Raw genomic sequence first — 18,017 nt, 5'->3', positions numbered from 1 at the left:
CTATGCCAGGAAGGCATACAGTTTTTTGTCGGTTGAGCCAATGAAGATCATGTCATCGTGGGCAACGGGGGTCCCTGTGATCGGGGCACCGGTCTGGTAGCGCCAGCGCATGCGGCCGCTGGCTGCATCCAGGCAGTACAGGCTGCCATCCACCGAGCCGCAGTAGACTGCGTCTCGGTGCACGATGGGCGAGCCGTTCACCTGGTGCTCGGTGGTATAGCGCCACAGCTCCTTGGCGGAACGGGTGTCTACGGCGTAGATGATGTGGTCGGCTGCGCCGGTGTAGAGCACATTGCCGGCGATGGCCGGGGTGCAGATGCTGCCCTTGCCCAGGCGGAAGCGCCACACAGCCCAGCCGGTGTTGGCGTCCAGGGCGTACAGCGTGCCGTCCATCGAGTTGAAGTACACCACGCCGTCCTGCAGCACGGGCGAGGAGGTGATAGCGCGCTTGGCCTTGAAGCGCCATTTGGCGTCGCCGCGAAAATCGGTGGCGGTGAAATCGCCAGCCTCGGAGCCGAAGTAGATGTGCTCATTGCCGACCCAGGGCGTGGAGCGCACGGGTGAGCCGGCCTCTGAGCGCCAGGCCAGGCGGCCGCTGCTGAGGCTGACGGCATGCAGACTGCCGTCATCCGAGCCGATGAACACGTGCCCCTCTGCGATCCGCGGCGAGGAGCGCACCGGCCCATCCGTGTAGTGCGTCCACACCACTTTGCCGGAGCGGGTCGAGATCACGTGCAGGCGTTTATCTTCGGAACCGAAGTAGATGTTGTTATCAAAAATGGCGGGTTTGCTGGCGATGCCGCCGTCAGTGGGGTACTTCCATTTGAACTCGCCGTTGGCCGCGTCCACCGCGTAGAGATTGTTGTCATAGCAGCCGATGTAGAGCGTGCCGTCGTGGTAGGTGGCCGAGCTGCGCAACTCGTCCTCGGCTTCGAAGCTCCACAGAGGCTTGACGCCCACGCCGCGGCTGGGAGCGCCGCTGCTGATGGTGGTGGGGATGCTCAGGTTGAGCAGGGTGCCGGTTTTGCGCGCCACGTTGATCAGCGCCTCTTTCATCTCCAGCGCGCTCTCGTAGCGGTCCTCCGGCTTGTATTCAAGGGCGCGCTCCACCACCGCGGCAAACTCGCGGCTGACGTTGGGATTGATCTCGCTGATCATGCGCTCGCCGAAGGAGAACGGCGCCTCCAACTGAGGGTCACGCAGGGTCAGTAGGTGGTGCAGCGTGGCGCCGAGGGCGTAGATGTCCACCTTGGGCGTGGCTTCGCCGCGGTACTGGTCAGGCGGGGAATAGCCCTGCGTGCCCACCATGGTGTTCTTCTGCTTGGATTCAAACACCTTGGCGATGCCAAAATCCACCAGGGCGATGTGGTTCTGCAGGGTGTTCATGATGTTGGAGGGCTTGATGTCACGGAAGATGATCGGCTCCGGCTTGTGGCTGTGCAAATAGTCCAGCACATCGCACAGCTCCACCGCCCAGGCCAGCACCTGCTCCTCGGGGAAGAAGCCGGTGGTTTCCGACAGCAGCTGTTCGAGGTTCTTGCCGTGAATGAATTCCAGCACCAGATAGGCGCGCTCGCCGATGGTGAAATAATCGTATATGCGCGGGATGGAGGGGTGGCGTAGCGTGGCGAGGATGTTGGCCTCGCGCTCGAAGATCTGGAAGATGTTCTTACGCACCAGGGGGTCGGTGACCTGGCTGATCATCTCTTTGATCGCCACCAGGCGGATGGCTTTGAAGTTCTTGTCACGGGAGCGGTAGACCGAGCCCATGCCACCGATGCCTACGATCTCCTGGATCTCGTAGCGCTCTTGCAGCACCTCACCCTGCCGCAGCTGGCTGTGGCGCGCGGCATTCTCAGGGATATCCAGATTGCGGGTGGGTTGGTCCTCGCTCAGCGTTGCTCCTCGGCCAAACGGCCTGGTGAGCGATTATAGCCCTCAGCCCTGTTCTGCGCTAACGCATGCGGCGGCAGAGCTGCACGGCGAAAAGAATTAGAATTGCCAGCATGCTGATACTCAACGCCAATGAAGTCCGCCAGGCGCTGCCGATGGACGAGTGCATCGCCGCCATGAAGCAAGCGTACGCGGCCCTCTCGGCCGGCACGGCCGAGGTGCCGCTCCGCACCCGCCTTAACGTCGCCCCGCATGAGGGCATGAGCATCCTGATGCCCGCATTCGTTGACGGCGCGTCACCGGAAGAGCAGGCCCTGGCGGTCAAGCTGGTCTCGCTGTTCGGCAAGAACCCGCAACGCGGCCTGCCGCTCATCAATGCGGTGGTGCTGGCTTTTGACCCTGAAACCGGCGTGCTGCAAGCGGTACTGGAAGGCGCCGCCGTCACCGCCATCCGCACCGGCGCCGGTTGTGGCGCCGCCACGGATGTGCTGGCCCGGCCAGACGCCAGGACCCTGGCGGTCTTCGGCGCCGGAGTACAAGCCCGTACCCAACTGGAAGCGGCCTGCGCCGTACGCAAGATCGAAACAGCCTGGATCTATTCGCCCAACCAGGAGCAGGTAGCCAAGTTCATTAGCGAAATGGCCGGGGTGGGGCGGGTGCCCAAGGATCTGCGCCCGGCCGCCAGTCCGCAGGAAGCGGTGGCCCAGGCCGACATCATCAGCGCCGCCACCACCAGCCATGCGCCCGTGTTCGCCGCCGCAGATGTGCGCCCGGGGGCGCACATCAACGCCGCCGGCACCCACACTGCTGAGGGCATCGAAGTGCCGGCCGAACTTGTGGCCAAGGCGCGCATCACCGTGGACAGTCGCTCGGCTACCCAGGTGGAAAGCGGCGAGATTGCCATCCCACTGCGTGATGGGCTAATCAAAGTAGACGATATTGCCGAGCTGGGCGAGGTGCTCAACGGGAAGGCGGCCGGGCGCAGCTCGGCGGAGCAGGTCACATTCTTCAAGTCCGTGGGCGTGGCCGTGCAGGATGCACTGGCCGCCCGCGTTGCAGTTGCCAATGCCCGCAAGTTAGGCATTGGCACGGAGGTAGCGTGGTAAGTCTTCCCAAGACGGCATCGGTAGTCATCATCGGCGGCGGCGTAATGGGCGCCTCGGCGGCCTATCACCTGGCGCAGCGCGGCATCAAGGACGTGGTGCTGCTGGAGAAGGAAGAGTTCTTCGGCCTGGGCGCCACCGGCCGCTGCGCCGGGGGCGTGCGCTACCAGTTCGGCACTGAGGTCAATATTCGCCTCAGCCTGGCCAGCCTGCCGATGTTGGAACGCTTTCCAGAAGAGATCGGGCAGGAGGTGGACTATCGCCAATGCGGCTATCTGTTCCTGCTCAACAATGAAACCGATATTGCCGTGTTTGAAAAGAACGTAGCCTTGCAAAACAGCCTGGGCGTGAACACCGAATGGCTCACGGGCGACGAAGTGCGCGCCCGCCTGCCACAGATGCGTTTGGACGATGTGTTGCGCGGCACCTTCAACGCCAAGGACGGCCTATGCGACCCGAACAGCGTGGTGATGGGCTACATCAACGCCGCCACCCGCCTGGGCGCGCAGTGCATCGGCAGCGTCGAGGTAACCGGCCTGCAAGTCGAGAGCGGCGCCGTCACCGGCGTGCATACCAACCAGGGCAGCATCTCGACCCCGCTGGTGCTCAACGCGGCCGGCCCGTGGGCCGCCCAGGTTGGCGCCATGGCCGGGCTGGAGCTGCCCATAAGACCGGTCCGCCGCCAGATGCTTACAACCACGCCGCTGCCGGAGATCCCGGCCGACTATCCCTTCGTGATCGATTTTGCCCAGTCGCTATATTTCCATCGAGAAGGCGAGGGGCTGCTGACGGGCATGTCCAACCCCAACGAGAAGCCAGGCTACGACCAGAATGTGGATCCCGACTGGGAACTCACCATCCTGGAGCGTGCCGCCGAGCGTTTGCCGGTTCTGGAAAAAGCAGGCTTGGCCAGCCACTGGGCCGGTCTGTACGAAGTCACGCCAGACGCGCATCCCATCTTCGGCGCAACGCCAATCGACGGGCTCTATCTGGTGGGCGGTTTCTCAGGCCACGGCTTCATGCACGGCCCGATCTCCGGTAAGCTGATGGCCGAGATCATGCTCGATGGCGCCGCCAGCAGCGTGGATGTATCCATGCTGGGGCTCGACCGCTTCAGTGGTGATTCGCTCAAGGAGTACAACGTAATCTAATGCCCTCCGCTGAGATCCTCACCATTGGCACCGAACTGCTGCTCGGTGAAATTACCGATACCAATACGCAGTACCTGGCGCGCCAACTGCGTGACGCCGGCATTGACCTGTTCTACACCTCCACTGTGGGCGATAACGAGCAGCGCATTGCCGACGCGGTCACCCTAGGCCTCAGCCGTTCCGACATCGTGCTGTGCACCGGCGGCCTGGGGCCGACGGTGGACGACGTCACCCGCGAGGGGATTGCCCGCGCCCTGGGCGTAGAGCTGGAGTTTCGCCCGAAGCTATGGGAGCAGATCGTGGCGCGCTTTGCGCGCATGAAGCGCACCCCCAGCGAGAACAACAAGCGCCAGGCCGAGCTGCCACAGGGCGGCCGCAGCCTGGAGAACGCCGTGGGCAGCGCCCCCGGCGTTCTGGTGGAATCCAATGGCAAAGTGGTCATCGCCGTGCCCGGTGTGCCCAATGAAATGAAACACATCTATGAGCACGGCATCCTCCCGTATTTCAAGGAGCGCTTTGGCCTCACCGGCGTTATCCGTGCCCGCGTGCTGCACGTGGCTGGCGTGCCCGAATCGCAGATCGACGAGCACCTGGCTGATCTGGAACGCCAGACCAACCCTACGGTTGGGCTGGCGGCGCACGCCGGCAGCGTGGATGTGCGCCTGACCGCCAAAGCCGAGAGCGTGGAGCAGGCCAACCAGATGCTGGATGAGCTGGAAACCGAGGTGCGCCAGCGCCTGGGCGACTGGGTGCACGGCGTTGACGAAGAAACCCTGGCTCGCGCCGTGCTGCGCGAGATGTCCAGGCGCAAGCAAACCCTGGCGGTGCTCGAAAAAGGGCTGAGCGGTGCCATCGTCAAAGCGCTCACCGGCGAGGGCAACGCCTTCGTGGGCGGCGAAGTGCTGCACGCTGGCCTGCGCACCGAGCCGCTCAAATCCGCCGCCAGCGAATACGCTGGCAAGGTGCGCGCTGATATTGTGCTGGCCGTGGAGCTGCGCACCAAGGGCGAAGCCCAGCACGCCCACGAGCTGGAGATCTTCATCAGCGGGCTCAAGGCGCCCCATCACATCGCCTTCCCATATGGCGGGCATACCGCCCAGGCGGCAGGCTGGGCTACCAGCCTGGCGCTGTCTTTCCTGCGGCGCAAACTGTTGGATGAGGTAAACTAGGCCAATTTAATTTCAAGCACTCATTAACTTGCGATGCAAGAATATAACGAAAGGGAAATGATTGGCTACTAAAGCAGACCTTATTCTTACCAACGCCCACGTCCTCACCATGAATGAGGACATGCAACAATTCCCCAAGGGCGCCGTCGCCATCCTGGGCGACAGCATTCTGGCCGCCGGGCCGGAAGATGAAATCCTGAAACAATACGAAGCCACAGACAAGCTGGATTGCGGCGGCAAGGTGCTGATGCCCGGCCTGGTCAACGCCCACACACATGTGCCCATGACCCTGCTGCGCGGCCTGGCCGACGACCTGCGCCTGGATGTGTGGCTGATGGGCTACATGATCCCGGTGGAGCGCGAGTTCGTCACGCCGGACTTCGTTCACCTGGGCACCTCGATCGGCTGCGCCGAATACATCCGCTCGGGCATCACCAGCTTTGCCGACATGTACTACTACGAGTCCACCGTGGCTGAGGCCACCGCCGCGGCCGGCATGCGCGCCGTGTGCGGGCAAACCGTGATGAAGTTCCCCACGCCAGATGCCAAGTTCTACGAAGAATCGATGGCCTACACGCGGGAGTTCATCCAGAAATGGAAGGGCCACCCGCTCATCGTGCCGGCCGTTTCCCCGCACGCGCCCTACAGCTGCACCGAGGAGATCCTGCGCGCCACTGCCGCCCTGGCGGTGGAATTTGATGTGCCTCTGCACACCCACATTGCAGAAAGTTCTTTTGAAGTTGAAAATGCCCGCAAGGAATGGGGCATGCCGGTGGTGCCGTACGTAAAGAAGCAAAATCTGTTTGACGCCAAGGTGTTGGCGGCTCACTGTGTCCATGTCGACAAGGGCGAGATCAACACCTTCGCGCACTATAACGTGGGCGTCTCGCACAATCCATCCTCCAACATGAAGCTGGCCTCCGGCGCCGCCCCGGTGAGCGAGATGCTGCGCGCCGGTCTCAACGTCGGCATCGGCACGGATGGCCCGGCCTCCAACAATGACCTGGATATGTTTGAGGAAGTGCGCCTGGCCGCGTTCCTGGCTAAGCTGCGTGAGAATGACCCCACTACGCTGCCGGCCCAGACCGCTTTGCTCATGGCCACTCGCCTCGGCGCGCAGGCCATGCACATTGGCGATGTTACCGGTTCGCTGGAGCCCGGCAAGCGGGCTGACCTGATCCTGGTCAACATTGACACCCTGCATGCCTCGCCGCACTTCAGCCGTGACCCCAACAGCACCTATGCCCAGATCGTGTACGCGGCTAAATCCACCGATGTGACCGATGTGATGGTCAACGGCAAGTGGCTCATGCGTGCCAAGCAGCTCACCACGCTGGATGAGCAGGCTTTGCTGACCCAGGCCAATGAGTTGGCCAAGAAGATCGACAAATTCTTGATCGCTCGCGAGAAATCGGTGCTGACCAAGCTCATCGCCATCGGCGGCGCCACGCAGGAGGAAAGTTTCGAGGCCCAGCTCAAGGTGCCAGTGGAAGACGCCGAGCCGGTGATCGCCGCGATGGAACATCCTGAGATCAAGATCGTTTACAAGCGCCACTATCATGAGTACGACACCTACTTCATGTTCCCTGAGGAAAACTACACCCTGCGCTATCGCGAGGATGTGTTCCTCAAGGAGAACGGGCAGCCTGATCATTCGCGCTACCGCCTGACCCTGATGGGGGACACCCATGAGCGAGATTTCCCCAGTGCGGTCATCCTATCCCGCAGCCGCTACCTGGCGCCGGCAGACCAGAGCCTGCGCTTCTACCGCGAATACTTCCAACCCCCGCGTGAGGTCGAAGTCGAGAAGAACCGCCGCCGCTGGCTGGTGCATTTCCGCGGGGAGGATTTCTACGTCAATGTAGACCGCGTCGACAAGCCGGATCTGGGCAGCTTTGTTGAGATCAAGAGCCGCACCTGGAGCCAGCGTGACGCTGAGACCAAAGCCAAACTCATCCTGGAACTTGCCAAGCTGCTGGGAGTCTCGACCGAAGGCGCTGAGCCACGCGAGTACGTCAAGATTGCCGCTTAGCCCTGCACGCAGACAAAAAAAGCGCAGCCATTGGCTGCGCTTTTTTTTGTTCTAAGTCGATACGTCTTTGCGAGCCGCCAATGGCGGCGAAGCAAACCCAAGCCTATGCGGGAGATTGCTTCGTGCGCTGCTACGCAGCGCCTCGCATGACAGATGAGGCTCAGTCAATGCCCAGATAGGCCTTCTGCACCGTCTCGTTCTTGGCCAGCTTGTCGGCCTTGTCGCTCAGAACAATTTCGCCGGTTTGCAGCACATAGCCGCGGTGGGCGATCGCCAGCGCCATGCTGGCGTTCTGCTCCACCAGCAGCACGGTGGTGCCTTCCTTGTTGATCTCCTTGATGGTGTCGAAGATGCCATCCACCAGGATCGGCGCCAGGCCCATTGAAGGCTCGTCCAGTAGCAGCAGCTTGGGCTGCGCCATGAGCGCACGAGCGATCGCCAGCATCTGCTGCTCGCCGCCCGAGAGCGTACCGGCCACCTGCTTGCGGCGCTCCTTCAAGCGCGGGAAGCGCGTAAAGGCGCCTTCCTTGTTGCGTTCGATGCGGGCCTTGTCGTTATCGATGTAGGCGCCCATCTCAATGTTCTCTTCCACCGTGAGCTTGGCAAATACGCCGCGGCCTTCGGGCACCATCGAGACGCCCTTGTACACCAACTCGTGAGCTGGATATTTGGAGAGATCCTCGCCGTTCAGCTTGACCGAGCCCTCGCGCGGCTTCAGTAAGCCGCTGATCGTGCGCAGAGTCGTGGTCTTGCCCGCGCCGTTGCCGCCGATCAGGGTCACGATCTCGCCCTGATCAACGTGCAGGGATACGCCTTTGAGGGCGTGAATTTTGTCGTAGTAGGTGTGAATGTTGTTGACTTCAAGCATGGCCATGGGGGCTCCTTACTTTGCCTTAGCCGTCTTAAGGCCAGATGCAGCGCCGCTGCCCAGGTAGGCCTCGATCACCTGCGGGTTGCTTTGGATGTCCTTCGGCAAGCCTTCGGCGATCTTGGCGCCGTAGTCCAGCACCGTGATCTGCTCGCTGATCCCCATCACCACCCGCATATCATGCTCGATCAGCATGATGGTGATGCCGAGCGTATCGCGCAGCTCACGGATGAACTTGGTCAGATCGGCGGTTTCGTTGGGGTTCATGCCTGCTGTCGGCTCGTCCAACAACAGCATCTTGGGTTGGGTGGCCAAGGCCCGGGCGATCTCCAGGCGGCGCTGGGCGCCGTACGGCAGATTGCGCGCCAGCGAGTCACCCATGCCGCGCAAACCCACAAAATTCAGCAGGCGCTTGGCCTCCTCTTCGGCGGCAGCTTCTTCTTCCTTGAAGCGCTTTGAGCGCACCACCGCATCAACCAGATTGGAGTGCAGATGCACATGCTCACCCACCAATATGTTCTCGATCGAGGTCATGTTCGAGAACAAGCGGATGTTCTGATAGGTGCGCGCCATGCCGGCCCGGGTGATCTGATCAGGGCGCAGGTTGTGGGTGGGTTCACCCTCAAACAAAATCTCGCCCTTGTCGATCTTGTAGAAGCCCGTGATGCAGTTAAAGAAGGTGGTTTTGCCTGCGCCGTTGGGGCCGATCACAGAGCTAATGCTCTGCTCCTTGATGTCCAGGCTCAGGTCGTTTACGGCCACCAGACCGCCAAAGTTCTTGGATACGTTTTTTGCAGACAAGATGTTTGTCATGGTCGTCTTCCGTTCCGGCCTTAGCCAGCCTGCTCCGCTTCGTCACCCGCGTGCAATTCACGCTTGATGACCTCCGAGGGAATGAAGCCCTCAGGGCGGCTCAGCATCATGGTTACCAGCAGCACGCCGTAGGCCAGCCAGCGGAACTCAGCGAATTCGCGCAGCAGCTCCGGCAGACCCACCAGGATGATGGCGCCAACCAGGGTCCCGGGAATGCTGCCCAGGCCGCCCACGATGATGAGGCTGAGCACGTTGATGGAGATGAGCAGGTTGAAACTGTGCGGGAAGATGGACCCCAGCTTGGAGGCAAAGATGGCGCCCGCCAGGCCCGAGAAACCCGCACCGATGGTGAAGGCCAATAGCTTGGTGTTGACCAGGTTGATGCCCATCGCTTCCGCCACATCTTCGTCTTCACGCATAGCCATCCAGCGGCGGCCAATCTGCGAATCGCGCACCCGTGTCGACATGAACATGGCGATCGCCACACCGATCAGGATTACGTAATACATCTGCTCTGGCCGGATCAGTGCCAGCTCGCCCACCATCGGCTTGGGGATGTTCAGGATGCCCTGGGCACCGCCAATGTACGGCTTCATCAAGTCAGATAGGGCCAGGATGCGGATGATCTCGCCGAAGCCCAGAGTTACGATAGCCAGGTAGTCGCCACGCATGCGCAGTACCGGCATACCCAGGATCAGCCCGGCGAAAGCCGCCACAGCCACACAGATCGGCAGCGCAACCCAGAAGGACATCTCGGCCAGGCCCAGATGTCCGGTAGAGGTCAATGCCGCCATCGTGTAGGCGCCAATCGCGAAGAAAGCCACGTAGCCCAGGTCAAGCAGGCCGGCCAAGCCCACCACAATGTTGAGGCCCAGGCCCATCAGGAAGAACAGGCCGATGTTATTGGTCACTTCGGTCAGGTAGCTGCCCAGCAACATCGGCAGCACCAGCAAAAACAGGCTGATCAGCGCAGTGCGCACGATCTTGGCCTGGCTTGGCTTCAGGTCAGGGCCGATCTTGCCAGTGCCGATTCGGCCGCTCTGGCGCAGGAAGCTGATGGCGCTGGCCAGCGTGAACAACACGATCGCTGGCACCAACAGCAGCGCCTTGGAGGCGAAGATGGCGCTGCTGAGTTGGCTGCTGAACAGGCTGCGCAGGCGCTCCGACAGGATCTCGGAGAGCAAGCCCACCAGAAGCGTGATCGAGGCGCCAAGCAGCAACGCGTTGCGCAGCTTGGTCGGCACCATTGCCAACGCTCCTCCTGCCAGGGCCGCGCCGATCAGGGTAATCAACAGCGTGGTGCCGCCGCCGGCATGCTCAAACGTCAGAATGTTGATGAGTCGCGGCGAGATGTTGATGAAAATGCTGCGCACATTGAAGTTTTGCGCCAGCCAAACAAAGGCGAACATCACCAGGCCAACGCTCACGCCCAGCAGCAGGGCTTTGAGCAGGCCCAGCCATTTTTGGCTGCCTGGCGTCTCGCGCACTGCGCGGTAGGCGAAGAAAGCCGTAGGGCCAAGGAACAGGATCTGGGCCATGGTGAACAAGCCCGTGATCACGTAGCGGCCGCCGAACAGCTCCACCATGCCGATCGCGCTGACGCTAAGCGTGATGATGCTGGTAACCAGCAGTTGCATTCCAAGTTTACGCAGGTCGAGGTCTTTAAAGAAACTCATGTCCAACCTCTACGCTTTCTTTTCTTTCAAACGCTCACCCACAATGCCTTGCGGGCGGAAAATGAGCACCAGCACCAGCATGGTGAAGGCGATCACATCCTTGAGCTGATTAAAGGCGGGAATACCCAGGCTTTGCAGGAACAGGCTGGGGCCCAGGGATTCGAACAAGCCCAGAAACAGGCCGCCCACCGCTGCACCGGGGATGCTGCCGATCCCGCCCAGCACCGCCGCCGTAAAGGCCTTGATGCCCGGGATGAAGCCCATGAAGAAGTGCACCTGGTGGAACACCAGGGCGTACAGCATGCCGGCCACACCCGCCATCGCCGCGCCAGTGGCGAAGGTCAGACTGATGGTGCGATTAACGTTGATCCCCATCAGGGCCGCCACGTCCTTGTTCTCGGCCACCGCGCGGATCGCCTTGCCGGGGCGGGTCCTCGAGATGAAGAAGTTCAAGCCGATCAGCACGACCAGGGTCACGAAGATTACCAGTACGTGTGACTTCAGCACTTGCGTATGCAGGAAGGGCACCGTGCCCTCCAACTGCGGGATGTCAGGGAAGGGAATCACTTGCGAGCCGAACAGGCCGCGGAAGTAATACTGCCAGAAGAAGGAAGCCCCGATGGCAGTGATCAGCGGCATCAAGCGCGGGGCGTGACGCAGCGGGCGGTAGGCGATACGCTCAGTTAGCAATGAGATCGCGATCGAGATCAGGATCGAGCACAGCGCGATCAGCAGTAGGCTTGGGATCGGATGAGATGCCAGATAGCCCGCCCGCGCCAGCGGGATGGCTACCGCCGACGTAGAGGCAAAGATGCCCGACATAAAAAATTCGCCGTGTGCAAAGTTGATCATTTGCAGCACGCCGTACACCAGGGTGTAGCCGATCGCGATCAAGGCGTACATGCTGCCCTGGGCAATGCCAAAAATAATGAAGTCTTCCCAATTGCGCAACGTGTACGGATTGCTCAAAATGGTTTTGACCGTGCCAACCAGGATCACTGCCACAATGGCTGCCCGCACGACCCAAAGAAAAAGATCAATGAAATTAAGATTACGTAGGCGGTCTCTCATGCGTCTTGCTCCGGCGTAGGTACTAGAGGCCCAGGGCTTGCGCCCTGGGCCTTTTGTTACAACGAAAAGCTTTGTCGCTCGAAAGCCGTGTAAGACTTACGGCCAGATGGCGACGTAGTCGCCGTTCTGGATCTCGTACACAGCGATCTTGGGATCAGCGCAGTCACCGTACTCATTGCAGGTGAGGCTGCCGGTAATGCCAGCAAAACCGCTGGTGGCATACAGACAGTCGCGCAGGTCCTGGCGGCCGATCAACAGCGCACCACCGTCACCCTGCTTGGCAACTTCCTCGATGCAGGCGAACACCATGTTGGTGGCGTCGAAGGCATGGGCGTGGAAGACCGACAGGGGGGCGCTACCAAAGTTAGCCTGGTAAGCGGCCGTGAAGTCAGCGTAGGTGTCACCAGCGAAAGCCAGATCCGGGCCGGAGAAGTACATACCCGCGGCGGCGGAACCAATGGCCTCGGCAGCGGCGGCCGAGAAGCAGCCGTCAGCGGCACCGCGGACGGTGTTCTCGAGGCCGGCAACTTCCAGAGCCTGGGTGGCCAGGTGGGCACACTCAGCAGTGAAGACGGGGAAGAACAGGAAGCCAGGAGCACCACCAGCGCTAGCAGCGATGGAGGTCAGCACCGGGCGCATGTCCGTGTCACCCACGTTCACAGCGGTGAAAGCGACAATCGTGCCGCCCTCAGCCTCAAAGGCCTCGCGGAACGCATTGGCCAGGCCCTCGGTGTACGGGTCACCGTCGTGGATGGCGGCGGCCGTGGTCAGACCCAGGGTGTTGTAGGCGTAGTCAGCCATGGCAGCGCCCTGAACCTTGTCGTTGTGGGCGGTGCGCAGGTAACCGGGCTTCCAGGCCTGAGCCGGGTCCGTCAGGGACGGAGCGGTGTTGGACGGGGAAACCACAGCGTAACCAGCGTCAGAGGCGATCTGAGCCAGGGGTACACCAGCGCCGGAGCAGCTGGTACCGATGATGGCGACAATGCTGGGGTCAGATACGATCTTCTGACCAGCGGTCTGGCCGCCTTCAGCAGAGCAGCCGTCATCTTCAGCCTGCAACTCGACCGGGTGGCCGAGCACATCACCCTTGAACTCAATGGCGATCTCAACACCGTGCTGGGAGTCCAGACCCAGGTCAGCGTTCGGGCCGGAGATTACCAGGGCGGAAGCAATGCGGATGGGGGCACCCGCGGCTACTTCAACACAACCAATCGCGTCAGTACATTCAAAAGCAGCAGCGGATCCACCGCCGCCACCAGTAGCACCGCCACAGGCGGCCAGCACCAAGCCGGCTACCAGAATGGCGGTCAAAGCCAATAAACGCTTCGACATTCTTACTCCTCCAATAGAGTTATTCGAAAGATCTTTTGTTTTCCTAGGAAAGCAAAACAAAGTGGTTTTTATTATCGCGGTTATCGATGGCACCTCCTTTTTCCTTTTTCTATGGATAGAGGTGCGCATAATGGTCTAACCAATCGCGCACCTCTATGTTCATAGCTAAATAGGTCACAATCAGAGGGATTGTGAACATTCATTGTACATATCCCTCATAAGTGGGTCAAGCTGCAATACTTTGCATGCAAATAGAAAACTAACCACTCAGGCAACGCTCCAGCCGTTTTCTGAGGCCGCTCATATAGACGCGCGTGGTAAAATAGAACATAGAGTCCAAAGATACATCCGTAGCTCTGCCAACTGGGGAAAGAATTCGATAGCGTAGAACTGGCAGGGCATTTTTAATCTAGGGACCTGTTTCATTGTTGGAGGTACTTCGTGGCAGAGCAGGCCAAATCCTATCAAGCTGAGAATATCCAGGTCCTAGAGGGCCTGGAGGCTGTTCGCCGTCGCCCCGGTATGTATATCGGCGGCACGGACATTAAAGCCTTGCACCACATCGTCTACGAGGTGGTGGATAACTCTATAGATGAAGCCATGGCGGGCGTGTGTGACCGGATCGAGGTCACCATCCACAAGGATCGCAGCGTTACTGTGGCCGATAACGGCCGCGGCATCCCGGTAGACCAGCACAAGACCGCCAAAAAGTCGGCCCTGGAAGTGGTCATGACCATGCTCCACGCCGGCGGCAAGTTCGGCGGCGGCGCCTACAAGGTCTCCGGCGGTCTGCACGGCGTGGGCGTCTCGGCGGTCAACGCCGTCTCCGAGTGGTGCGAGGCTGAGGTCAGCCGTGACGGCGCGGTGCACAAGCAGCGCTACGAGCGCGGTGTGCCCACCGGCCCCGTAAAGGTGCTGCGCAAGATGAAACCGGGCGAGAGCACCGGCACGCGCATCACCTTCAAGTTCGACCCGATCCTCTTCAAAGGTGATCTGGACTATCGCTTCGAAACGCTGATGCAGCGTTTCCGCGAGATGGCCTTTGTCACCAGGGGCATCACAATCAAGCTGGAAGACGAGCGCGACAAGCGCGAAATGACCTTCTACTTCGAGGGTGGCGTCACCTCCTTCGTGCGCTACCTGAACCGCGAACGCGAAGCCCTGCACCCGGTCTTCCACCGTGAGCAGGAGCTGGAAGGCGTCGTCGTGGACGTGGCGGTGCAATACACCGACGCCTTCACGGAATCCGTCCTGGCCTTCGCCAATACCATCAACACCATCGACGGCGGCACGCACATGACCGGGCTGCGCTCGGCCATCACCCGCACCATCAACGACTATGCTCGCAAGAACGGCTTGCTGAAGGATAGCGACCCGAACTTCAGCGGTGATGACACCCGTGAGGGGCTGACCGGCATCGTGAGCGTGAAGGTGCCTGACCCGCAGTTCGAGAGCCAGACCAAGGTCAAGCTGATGAACCCCGAAGTGCAAACGTACGTGGCCCAGGTGGTCAACGAGCACTTCGCCGAATTCCTGGAGCAAAACCCCTCCGGCGCCCGCGCCATCGTGGCCAAGTGTCTCACCTCGGCCCGCGCCCGTGACGCCGCGCGCAAAGCGCGTGACCTTGTCATTCGCAAATCTGCGCTGGAGAGCCTGACCCTGCCCGGCAAACTGGCCGATTGCTCTGAGCGCGATCCGGAAAAGAGTGAGCTCTACATCGTCGAGGGTGACTCGGCCGGCGGCTCGGCCAAGCAAGGCCGAGACCGCCACTTCCAGGCCATCTTGCCGCTGCGCGGCAAGATCCTCAACACCGAGCGCGCCCGCCTCGACAAGATCCTGGGCAACAACGAGGTCAAGGCGCTCATCTCGGCGCTTGGCACCGGGATCGGCGAGAACTTCAGCCTCGAAGGGTTGCGTTATCACCGCGTCATCATCATGACCGATGCTGACGTGGACGGCAGCCATATTCGCACCCTGCTGCTCACCTTCTTCTTCCGCTACATGGAGCCGCTAATCAGCGAGGGCTATCTCTACATCGCCCAGCCACCGCTGTACTCTGTGACCAGCGGCAAGGAAGTGCAATGGGCATTCTCAGATCGCGAGCGCAGCAGTATTCTGAAAGAGCTCGGCCCCAAGGGTGAGAAGGCCAGCGTGCAGCGCTATAAGGGTTTGGGTGAAATGAACCCTGACCAGTTGTGGAGCACCACGATGGACCCGGAGAATCGCAGCCTACTGCGCGTCAAGATCGAGGATGCCGCCGAGGCCGACCGTGTCTTCTCCATGTTGATGGGTGACGAAGTGGCGCCGCGCAAACGCTTCATCCAAACCCACGCCAAAGAAGTGCAGAACCTGGACGTGTAGCAAACGCGAAGCGTTTGCTACACGTCCAATCTATAGGAGAGTGCCATGGCTTACAAACCCGAGAATTACAACGACCTCTCGCCCTATCTCATCGTAGATGACCCCAGGGGCCTGATTGCTTTCTTGGAAACTGCCTTGGACGGCAAGACCAAGCAGATGTTTGAGCATGAAGGCCGTGTGGTGCACGCCGAAGTGCAGCTGGGCGATTCGATCGTGATGTTGTCGGGCGCCAATGAACAGTTCCCCGCCGTCAAGAGCGTGCTGCACTTATATGTCGCCGATGTGGACGCGCTTTTCCAGCGCTGCATCCAGGCCGGCGGGGTGGAGTTCCACCCGCCGCAGCAACAGCCCGGAGAGTCTGACCGTCGCGGCACGTTTACCGACCCGTTTGGCAACATGTGGTCACTGGGCACCAAGACCAGCTAGTCCAAAAAGAGCGCCGCGACAGCGGCGCTTTTTTTTTTGCGCCTATCAGTCAATCGTATAATCGCCCCATGACTGCAATCGTCCTTGACGGCAAAGCCATCGCCGCCCGCCTGCGCGCCGAGATCGGCGCTGAGGTAGCCGCCCTGCGGGCCGCCGGCGGCCCGCACCCCGGCCTCGCCACCGTGCTGGTGGGCGACAACCCGGCCTCCGCTGTGTATGTGCGCAACAAGCACAAAGCCTGCGCTGAAGCCGGTATGCACTCGATTGACATCCAGCTTCCCGCCAGCGCCAGCCAAGCTGAGCTGCTCGCCCTTGTGGCCGAGCTCAACACGCGTGCCGATGTTCACGGCATTCTGGTGCAGCTGCCGCTGCCGGCCCACATTGACGCGCCCAGCATCATCGCTGCCATTGCGGTGACTAAAGATGTAGATTGTCTGCACCCTGAGAATGTCGGCCTGCTGGCCCAAAAGGGCCGCCAGCCGCGCTTCTTGCCCTGCACCCCTGCGGGCGTGTTGCATATTTTGCAGGTATCCAGCATTGCCCTGACCGGGGCCAATGCGGTGGTGCTCGGCCGCTCCAACATTGTGGGCATGCCGCTTTCATTGCTGCTGGTGCGGGCGGATGCCACCGTCACCATCGCCCACTCGCGCACGCAAGATCTACCCGCGGTCTGCCGAACGGCTGACGTGTTGATCGCCGCCGTGGGCGTGCCTGAAATGGTGCGCGCCGACTGGGTTAAGCCCGGCGCCACCGTCATCGATGTGGGTATCAATCGCGTGGCTGACCCAGCCGCCAAGCGTGGCAGCCGCCTCGTCGGCGATGTAGCCTATGCCGAAGTCGCCGAGTGCTCCGGCGCCATCACGCCCGTGCCCGGCGGGGTGGGGCCGATGACGATCGCCATGCTGTTGCAGAACACACTGCGGGCAGCCCACCCCAGCCAATAAAAAGAGCCGCTCTAGCGGCTCTTTTTCTTTTTGGCAGGTTTGGCCTTGCGCGCTCGGCGTGGCCCGCTTTCCATCTCGTTAATGATCAGCTTTTGCTTGACGCTTGGTGGGGCAACTTTGTAAGCGGCTCTGGTGAGTGCCGTGGTGGCGATCGGCCCAGTAATAAAAAAGAGGACAACCAGCACGATCATGCGTGCAAGATATTCGGGATAGTAAATGCCCGCAGCCAGGATCAGCCCACTGATCCCCAGCGTGCTGGCTTTGCCAAAGCCGTGCATGCGCACAAAAACGTCAGAGAGGTTCAGCACGCCAAAGCTGCTCACCAGCATGATCAGCACGCCGATGCCGGCGGAGAACAGGGTGAAAATCTCGCGTAGGTCCATCGTCTCTCCTATTCGCCGTCGCGGGCATGCTCCAGGTAGCGCGCCAGCAGCACAGTTCCCAAGAAACCCAGCACCGCCGCCACCATGGCAATGTCCAGCAGCATCGGGGTATTGTGGCGAATGGCCAGCAGCGCCACCATGCCCACCGCGTGTAGAGCCAACAGGTCAAAGGCCAGAGCCCGGTTGGGTACATCCGGGCCAATGATCAAACGCACGGAGCCCAGCACAAAGGAAACCGTTAGCGCTACGAGCAGCACCTCCAAGCCAGCGTTAAACCAATTCACTTTGCCAACCTCCACGCGTTACAAGTGAAAGACGCCGCTCAAATGTTTCTTTGATCTCATGTCGAAACGCGTCTGCATCTTCCACAAAAAAGCTGTGAATATAAACTACGTTGCGGCCGCTCTTGTCGGGCCGCAGGTCAATGCTTACAGTGCCGGGGGTCAACGTGATCATGGTCACCAACACCGTGATCTCAAAATCTGTATCCAGGGTCAGCGGCACGGCCACAATGCCGGGCTTGAACTCCAGCTTGGGGTGCAGGATCCACCAAGTCAGCTTGGCATTGCTGAGCAAGATCTCCCACGCCGCAAACAGTAGAAATGCAATCAGCCATTTTAGGCGTTGCCGGTAGCTGCGATAGTAAATAGAGAGCGCCATTATGCCCAAACCGAAACCCATGAACAGATCAGCCGCTCCATACATTGGAAAAAAGATGTACCAAAACACGGCCAGACTCACATTGACCAGCAAGAGGCCGATGATCTCTTGATTTTCGTGCTTCTTCGGCATCGT

16 protein-coding genes are annotated in these 18,017 nt (G+C 60.7%); 7 read left to right on the top strand and 9 right to left on the bottom strand.

Annotated features, from left to right (window positions below):
- Nucleotides 1–1,770: a PQQ-binding-like beta-propeller repeat protein gene (locus KIT08_03525; protein UYN90779.1), complete on the bottom strand. Its 1,770-nt coding sequence runs from the start codon at nt 1,768–1,770 to the stop codon at nt 1–3.
- 236 nt (nt 1,771–2,006) lie between these two features.
- Between KIT08_03525 and KIT08_03520 the strand changes: the two genes are divergently transcribed.
- From KIT08_03520 to KIT08_03505, 4 genes are all read left to right on the top strand, one after another.
- Nucleotides 2,007–2,999: a hypothetical protein gene (locus KIT08_03520; GenBank protein UYN90314.1), complete on the top strand. Its 993-nt coding sequence runs from the start codon at nt 2,007–2,009 to the stop codon at nt 2,997–2,999.
- Entirely contained in the window at nt 2,993–4,147 is a 1,155-nt protein-coding gene (locus tag KIT08_03515) for an FAD-binding oxidoreductase (GenBank protein ID UYN90313.1), read from the top strand. The genes KIT08_03520 and KIT08_03515 overlap by 7 nt, the downstream gene beginning before the upstream one ends.
- Nucleotides 4,147–5,316, top strand: a complete 1,170-nt coding sequence (locus tag KIT08_03510) for a CinA family nicotinamide mononucleotide deamidase-related protein (GenBank protein UYN90312.1) — start codon at nt 4,147–4,149, stop codon at nt 5,314–5,316. The genes KIT08_03515 and KIT08_03510 overlap by 1 nt, the downstream gene beginning before the upstream one ends.
- Before the next feature lie 109 nt (nt 5,317–5,425).
- Entirely contained in the window at nt 5,426–7,348 is a 1,923-nt protein-coding gene (locus tag KIT08_03505; GenBank protein ID UYN90778.1) for an amidohydrolase family protein, read from the top strand.
- Nucleotides 7,349–7,508: 160 nt separating this feature from the next.
- Here KIT08_03505 and KIT08_03500 read toward each other — a convergent pair whose 3' ends face one another.
- From KIT08_03500 to KIT08_03480, 5 genes are all read right to left on the bottom strand, one after another.
- Nucleotides 7,509–8,222 carry an ABC transporter ATP-binding protein gene (locus KIT08_03500; protein ID UYN90311.1) on the bottom strand — a complete coding sequence of 238 codons (714 nt, stop codon included), beginning with the start codon at nt 8,220–8,222 and terminating at the stop codon, nt 7,509–7,511.
- A gap of 9 nt (nt 8,223–8,231) precedes the next feature.
- Nucleotides 8,232–9,029 (bottom strand): ABC transporter ATP-binding protein, encoded by a 798-nt coding sequence (locus KIT08_03495; protein UYN90310.1) that lies wholly within the window; start codon nt 9,027–9,029, stop codon nt 8,232–8,234.
- 20 nt (nt 9,030–9,049) lie between these two features.
- On the bottom strand, nt 9,050–10,705 hold the full coding sequence (locus tag KIT08_03490; protein ID UYN90309.1) for a hypothetical protein: 1,656 nt from the start codon (nt 10,703–10,705) through the stop codon (nt 9,050–9,052).
- Between the two features lie 9 nt (nt 10,706–10,714).
- On the bottom strand, nt 10,715–11,776 hold the full coding sequence (locus tag KIT08_03485) for a branched-chain amino acid ABC transporter permease (GenBank protein ID UYN90308.1): 1,062 nt from the start codon (nt 11,774–11,776) through the stop codon (nt 10,715–10,717).
- Between the two features lie 96 nt (nt 11,777–11,872).
- The gene (locus KIT08_03480) at nt 11,873–13,108 is read right to left on the bottom strand and encodes a branched-chain amino acid ABC transporter substrate-binding protein (GenBank protein ID UYN90307.1); all 1,236 of its coding nucleotides are present in this window, start codon (nt 13,106–13,108) and stop codon (nt 11,873–11,875) included.
- Nucleotides 13,109–13,549: 441 nt separating this feature from the next.
- Between KIT08_03480 and gyrB the strand changes: the two genes are divergently transcribed.
- From gyrB to folD, 3 genes are all read left to right on the top strand, one after another.
- Nucleotides 13,550–15,469 carry a DNA topoisomerase (ATP-hydrolyzing) subunit B gene (gene gyrB, locus KIT08_03475; protein ID UYN90306.1) on the top strand — a complete coding sequence of 640 codons (1,920 nt, stop codon included), beginning with the start codon at nt 13,550–13,552 and terminating at the stop codon, nt 15,467–15,469.
- Nucleotides 15,470–15,514: 45 nt separating this feature from the next.
- On the top strand, nt 15,515–15,895 hold the full coding sequence (locus KIT08_03470) for a VOC family protein (GenBank protein UYN90305.1): 381 nt from the start codon (nt 15,515–15,517) through the stop codon (nt 15,893–15,895).
- 68 nt (nt 15,896–15,963) lie between these two features.
- Entirely contained in the window at nt 15,964–16,839 is an 876-nt protein-coding gene (gene folD / locus KIT08_03465) for a bifunctional methylenetetrahydrofolate dehydrogenase/methenyltetrahydrofolate cyclohydrolase FolD (GenBank protein UYN90304.1), read from the top strand.
- 11 nt (nt 16,840–16,850) lie between these two features.
- On the opposite strand, the gene KIT08_03460 is transcribed toward folD, so the two are convergent.
- Genes KIT08_03460 through KIT08_03450 form a run of 3 tightly spaced genes read right to left on the bottom strand, consistent with a single transcriptional unit; the run spans nt 16,851 to nt 18,014 of the window.
- On the bottom strand, nt 16,851–17,222 hold the full coding sequence (locus tag KIT08_03460) for a monovalent cation/H(+) antiporter subunit G (GenBank protein UYN90303.1): 372 nt from the start codon (nt 17,220–17,222) through the stop codon (nt 16,851–16,853).
- A gap of 8 nt (nt 17,223–17,230) precedes the next feature.
- On the bottom strand, nt 17,231–17,506 hold the full coding sequence (locus tag KIT08_03455; protein ID UYN90302.1) for a pesticidal protein Cry22Aa: 276 nt from the start codon (nt 17,504–17,506) through the stop codon (nt 17,231–17,233).
- Nucleotides 17,493–18,014 carry a Na+/H+ antiporter subunit E gene (locus KIT08_03450; protein UYN90301.1) on the bottom strand — a complete coding sequence of 174 codons (522 nt, stop codon included), beginning with the start codon at nt 18,012–18,014 and terminating at the stop codon, nt 17,493–17,495. Before KIT08_03450 ends, KIT08_03455 begins: the two co-directional genes overlap by 14 nt.
- Nucleotides 18,015–18,017 lie beyond the last annotated feature (3 nt).

The organism is Anaerolineales bacterium, assembly GCA_025808555.1.
Taxonomy (GTDB): Bacteria; Chloroflexota; Anaerolineae; order Anaerolineales; family UBA11579; genus JAMCZK01.
The sequence above is the reverse complement of the archived record's forward strand: the minus strand, read 5'-3'. Positions and strand labels throughout refer to the sequence as shown.

Bases quoted from the DNA above. Each gene is read 5' to 3' on its own strand.
- KIT08_03490 (UYN90309.1), bottom strand. From the start codon at position 10,705: ATGAGTTTCTTTAAAGACCTCGACCTGCGTAAACTTGGAATGCAACTG.
- KIT08_03470 (UYN90305.1), top strand. From the start codon at position 15,515: ATGGCTTACAAACCCGAGAATTACAACGACCTCTCGCCCTATCTCATC.
- KIT08_03520 (UYN90314.1), top strand. From the start codon at position 2,007: ATGCTGATACTCAACGCCAATGAAGTCCGCCAGGCGCTGCCGATGGAC.
- KIT08_03450 (UYN90301.1), bottom strand. From the start codon at position 18,014: ATGCCGAAGAAGCACGAAAATCAAGAGATCATCGGCCTCTTGCTGGTC.
- KIT08_03500 (UYN90311.1), bottom strand. From the start codon at position 8,222: ATGGCCATGCTTGAAGTCAACAACATTCACACCTACTACGACAAAATT.
- KIT08_03510 (UYN90312.1), top strand. From the start codon at position 4,147: ATGCCCTCCGCTGAGATCCTCACCATTGGCACCGAACTGCTGCTCGGT.
- folD (UYN90304.1), top strand. From the start codon at position 15,964: ATGACTGCAATCGTCCTTGACGGCAAAGCCATCGCCGCCCGCCTGCGC.
- KIT08_03525 (UYN90779.1), bottom strand. From the start codon at position 1,770: ATGGGCTCGGTCTACCGCTCCCGTGACAAGAACTTCAAAGCCATCCGC.
- KIT08_03480 (UYN90307.1), bottom strand. From the start codon at position 13,108: ATGTCGAAGCGTTTATTGGCTTTGACCGCCATTCTGGTAGCCGGCTTG.
- KIT08_03460 (UYN90303.1), bottom strand. From the start codon at position 17,222: ATGGACCTACGCGAGATTTTCACCCTGTTCTCCGCCGGCATCGGCGTG.
- KIT08_03505 (UYN90778.1), top strand. From the start codon at position 5,426: ATGAATGAGGACATGCAACAATTCCCCAAGGGCGCCGTCGCCATCCTG.
- KIT08_03485 (UYN90308.1), bottom strand. From the start codon at position 11,776: ATGAGAGACCGCCTACGTAATCTTAATTTCATTGATCTTTTTCTTTGG.
- KIT08_03495 (UYN90310.1), bottom strand. From the start codon at position 9,029: ATGACAAACATCTTGTCTGCAAAAAACGTATCCAAGAACTTTGGCGGT.